At 46.8% G+C, this 4,669-nt stretch carries 4 protein-coding genes; 2 read left to right on the forward strand and 2 right to left on the reverse strand.

All coding sequences use genetic code 11. The features are described from left to right. Positions 1-46: 46 nt before the first annotated feature. Positions 47-1,072 (reverse strand): Gfo/Idh/MocA family oxidoreductase, encoded by a 1,026-nt coding sequence (locus tag BMX84_RS12240; RefSeq protein ID WP_091490326.1) that lies wholly within the window; start codon positions 1,070-1,072, stop codon positions 47-49. A 233-nt stretch (positions 1,073-1,305) separates the two neighbouring features. Here BMX84_RS12240 and BMX84_RS12245 point away from each other — a divergent pair, with 233 nt between their 5' ends. Further along, positions 1,306-1,671 carry an ArsR/SmtB family transcription factor gene (locus BMX84_RS12245; protein WP_091490328.1) on the forward strand — a complete coding sequence of 122 codons (366 nt, stop codon included), beginning with the start codon at positions 1,306-1,308 and terminating at the stop codon, positions 1,669-1,671. Continuing rightward, positions 1,672-2,304 carry a CadD family cadmium resistance transporter gene (locus BMX84_RS12250; RefSeq protein ID WP_371860984.1) on the forward strand — a complete coding sequence of 211 codons (633 nt, stop codon included), beginning with the start codon at positions 1,672-1,674 and terminating at the stop codon, positions 2,302-2,304. Between the two features lie 57 nt (positions 2,305-2,361). On the opposite strand, the gene BMX84_RS12255 is transcribed toward BMX84_RS12250, so the two are convergent. Next, a complete protein-coding gene (locus tag BMX84_RS12255) occupies positions 2,362-4,236 on the reverse strand; it encodes a heavy metal translocating P-type ATPase (protein ID WP_091490334.1) in 1,875 nt (624 codons plus the stop codon). Positions 4,237-4,669 lie beyond the last annotated feature (433 nt).

Here is a 4,669-nt window from a genome sequence, read left to right on the forward strand (position 1 = left end):
AGCTGCTGCCTGTTCTCGTGAAAGGCAATTAACTGTCTACACTCATTTAGTAGTTCTTCATTTCCTTGATGCCTTGCTCTAAAATTTCGATCTGACGGATGGTTTCTTCGTCTTTGACGATTTTCTCCTTGTCCTTCACGATCGATTCATAGACGCCTACATAGATGCGGCTGTAGTCGCCCACTTCTGACACCACTTTTTCTTCGTGATACTGACCGTTTTCGTCCATATAGTAAAGCGTACCGTAGTGTTCCGGCAGGTCGACGCCGAAATCATCATTCGTCGGCATGTAGAACAGCTTCAGATGTTCTTCCTGACGGTCTTTCGTCTCTTTGACAAAGGTGCCTTTCTTACCGTAAACGACAAAGCTTGGACGGCTCTTCAGACGGAAGTAGCTGGATTTGACAGCAACTTTCAGATTGTTTTCATAGTTGAAATCCAAGTCGAAGTAGTCATTCATGCGACCGTCGCCTAGGAGCTGGCGCACGTCGTAATGGATCGCTTTCGGGTCGCCAAAGTAAGACAGCACCTGGTCCACCGTGTGACAGGCATGCGTGTACATGAAGCTGTTCAACTTCTCAAATGATTCCGCACTTTTCGGCACTTCAGGTCTGAAGTAGTCAAAATGCATTTCCACTTCCAGGATATCTCCCAGGACTCCGCTCTCGATCACTTTCTGAACGGTCAGGAAATCCGAGTCGAAGCGGCGGTTCTGGTAGCATTGGATGAACAGACCTTTTTCTTCAGCCAGTGCAAAAAGTTCTCTAGCTTCTTCAGCAGTTTCGGCAAAAGGCTTTTCAACCAAAGCATTTTTGCCATTCAAAAGGGCTTCTTTCGCCAGCGTATAATGGGTCTGTGGCGGTGTGGAGATGACGACCAGATCGATTTCCGGATCGTTCCAGATCGCGCTTTTCTCTTTTACATAGTCCGCTCCAGGGACTTTTTCCCACATTTCATTGTGACCCGAGCGGGCTTGAATGGTCTTGATGTTGATGTTCTCTACTTGACTGGAAAAAGGGATATGATAGCGGTTCGTACTTTTTCCGTCACCGATATACGCAATATTTAGCATGTTTTAACCTCCATTAGTTAGCTGTTGCCTGATTTTATACTTTTAAAAACCGGCTCCAGCTGTACTCTCCTTCTTATTGTATCTGTTTTAATGCCTTTGAGTAAACTAGATTGAGCGAATTGACTGAATTTTATTCATCTCACTCTCCTGTCCGGTTTCTGACCCTGTTGACAAGCTATTTAAAATCGTGCTATACTTCATTCAAACATATATTTGAATGAAAGGAGTAAACCATGACTCTGGACGTCTGCAGTTCCACAATCATCCACGAAGACAAAGTAAATGCAGTTAAAGATCGCCTTACAGACAAAGACTTTTCTGATATCCTGCTCTTGAGCAAATGCATCAAAGACCCTTCTAGGATCAAGATTATGTACGCACTCTTGACCTACGAAGAATTATGTGTCTGTGATCTGGCCGCTGTACTTGAAGCCAGCGTTGCTTCGACGTCGCATCATCTGCGCTATCTGAAGCAGAACGGTCTGCTCGAATCAAAGCGAGACGGAAAAGTCGTGTATTACTCGCTGATCAAGGAAAAAGCTGCTTCTGTTTTCAACTCACTCAGCGATCTAACTGAAACAGTCACGACGTCATCATAACTGGAGGAGATCATTTTGATAGAAACCATCATATCGGCCATCGCCGTTTACATATCGACCAGCATCGACTATTTGTTTATCCTGCTGGTCATTTTTTCTCAAAGTCCCACGAAAAAAGGCATCACCCATATCTACTGGGGCCAGTATCTAGGGACCGGCTTTTTAGTCGCCGTCAGTCTGTTTGCTGCTTATGTCCTGAATTTCATCCCTCAGGACTGGATCATCGGTCTCTTAGGACTCGTCCCGCTTTATTTAGGGATCCGGGTCGCCCTGCACGGTGAAGAGGAAGAAGATGAGGACGAACTGGCAGAAAAAATCGGTTCAGGCAGTTCCAGACGCTTGTTCTGGACCGTTGCTCTGATCACCGTCGCTTCAGGCGGTGACAACTTGGGTATCTATATCCCCTACTTCACAGCACTGGATATATCTGAGATCATCCTTGCCATCGTTATCTTTGCCGTGTCGGTCTCGATACTCTGCTATATCAGCTACCGGCTGGCCAAAATCTCTTTTGTTTCAGAAACACTGGAAAAGTACGAACGAATCATTGTCCCTATCGTTTTCATCGGTCTGGGGATCTATATCATGCTGGAGAACGGCACCATCCAGACCCTCTTTTCAATGCTCAGCTGAATAGAAATGTGAGAAGGCCCCTGAGACTGTATGATAGATAGTCTCAAGGGCCTTTTTTTATACTTTTACAGACTCCAGTGAGGGGTCGACTTCTTCCTTTTTAGGTTTGGAACCGATCAGGCGCAGACCGTTCAGGATAACGAGGATCGTTGAGCCTTCATGGAACAGGACCGCCAGCGGCAGGCCTAAAACACCAAAGAGGTTCAGAACGATCAGGGTCACGATCACGCTGATCGAGAAAATGACATTCTGGAAAATGATGCGGTTGAGACGCTTGCTCAGTTTGTAGCTGTAAAACAGTTTTGACAGGTCGTTCTTGACGACCACGACATCGGACGACTCCATTGCAACAGACGAACCGCTCCCCATAGCGATCCCGATATCGGCATTCGCCAGGGCTGGGGCATCGTTGATCCCGTCACCGATCATGCCGACCACTTCTTCCTTGTCCTGACTCTGCATGACATAGTCGATCTTGTCTTCAGGAAGCATGGATGCTTTGTAGTCATCGACCCCGACGACTTCCGCTACATTGGCCGTGACTTCTTCATTATCACCGGTCAGAAGTGTGACTTTGATGCCTTCTTTCTGAAAATTGGCTACTGCATCAGCCGACTGCCTGCGGATCTGATCACTGAGTGAGAAGTAGCCGACAACTTCCTTTTCCTTCGCTGCCAGGATGATGGTGTTGCCTTTCTGGAAGTACTGCGTGAAGCGGTCGTAATATTTGAAATCACTGAAGGCAGTGGGCTTTCCGACTCTGACCGTGCCTTTTTCGACGCCGGAACCGGCTATCTCATTGACCGGTTCTTCATGGTCCACAGAACTCAAATCAGTCTCTTTGAAGGCCGAAACGATGGCTTGGGCGATCGGATGACTGGACTGCTGTTCCATATAGATGACTTCTTTCAATACATCTTCCGGCGCGCTGTAGTCATCGACTTTGAATTCGCCGTAAGTCAGCGTGCCTGTCTTGTCTGTATACAAGGTGTCCATCGTGCTCAAGGCTTCCATCGCTGCTCCGCCTTTGAAGAGGATCCCGTGTTTCGCTCCATTGCTGATCGCACTCAATGTCGCCGGTGTTGCTGAAGCAACGAGTGCGCAGGGGCTTGCGACGGTCAGAAAGACCATCCCGCGGTAGAAAGCTTCTTCAAAAGGAATAGACACCATCGTGTATAAGACAAAGATAAAGATAGGAACGATGACCAGGACAGAGATCACGTACTTGCTTTCGATGCGGTCAATGAACTTTGAGATGCGCGACGGTCGGCTCTGAGCTTCTTCGACCATTCGGATGATATTCGAGAAGACCGTTTCGTCGTTCGCTTTTGTCACTTTTATATGGAACACATTGCCTTCATTGATCGTCCCCGCGAAGACTTCATCTGTCTGATCCTTTTCTACAGGTACGGCTTCTCCCGTCAGAGCTGCTTCATTCACCACCGCTTTACGGTCGATGACCCCATCGATAGGGATCTGCGCGCCTTTGGTGACCACGACGGTATCGCCTATTTCAAGCTCTTCTGTCGGAACAGTGACGACTTCTCCGTTCGCCTTCAAGACTTGAGCAGTCTCCGGGACTTGAGCCATCAGTTCTGAAATAGCTGACGTCGACTTGTTGTTGGCGTAGTCTTCCAGCACCTCGGCCGTTGCAAAAATGAGCAGCAGAGCGGCCCCTTCTGATTCATAGTTGATGATGACGGCCCCTAAAGCTGCCAGGATCATCAAAAGGTCCACGTTCGGCGACTTCTCCCTGATCGTTTCCACGACCGCGTCCTTGGCCGCATAGAAGCCTAAGAAGAAAATCGCTGCATAAAACAGCCCGGTACTGTACCTGTCATTGATAGATAGAAAGACAAAGCCCAGTACAGCGAATAAAATACCTACGACTAAAAACTGTCCTTGTCTGCTTTTAGTTAAATAATTGATCATTTCTAACCCCTTCTTTCCTTATTGGTTGGTTTAAAACTTACTTAAATCACTCAGGTGAAACAGTCTGATGCCTGCCTTCACTCCTTGTATATTATATTTAGGGTTTTAACCTTCCGGTTTTTACTGGATAACCCTATGAACCTCTTTTCGATTACCTCATCTCATTAGATATGAGATAATTAGTTTATTGGATTGAGAGGTTAGCCGTTTACTCCTTGAGTCCTTGAACTCGTAATCGAAAGACTGGTTCCTCTCTCTGATAAGCTGATTGCGAATGAGTTAGATGTTGAAAGCTTCGTGCTTTACTCCGTATCTATAACAAGGTAGTGACGCTTTTCAGACGAGTGGCTGTTCAATCCAAAATTAAATGAAGAAGGTGTCGTTATGTTCTTCTTAGGCATTGATATTGGTAAACGAAGCCATGTAGCCTCAG

It is taken from the genome of Alkalibacterium putridalgicola, from assembly GCF_900109825.1.
Lineage (GTDB): Bacteria > Bacillota > Bacilli > Lactobacillales > Carnobacteriaceae_A > Alkalibacterium > Alkalibacterium putridalgicola.

What these genes read in the sequence shown, in the direction of transcription:
- BMX84_RS12240 (WP_091490326.1), bottom strand. Translation starts at nt 1,072, where the DNA reads ATGCTAAATATTGCGTATATCGGTGACGGAAAAAGTACGAACCGCTAT.
- BMX84_RS12245 (WP_091490328.1), top strand. Translation starts at nt 1,306, where the DNA reads ATGACTCTGGACGTCTGCAGTTCCACAATCATCCACGAAGACAAAGTA.
- BMX84_RS12255 (WP_091490334.1), bottom strand. Translation starts at nt 4,236, where the DNA reads ATGATCAATTATTTAACTAAAAGCAGACAAGGACAGTTTTTAGTCGTA.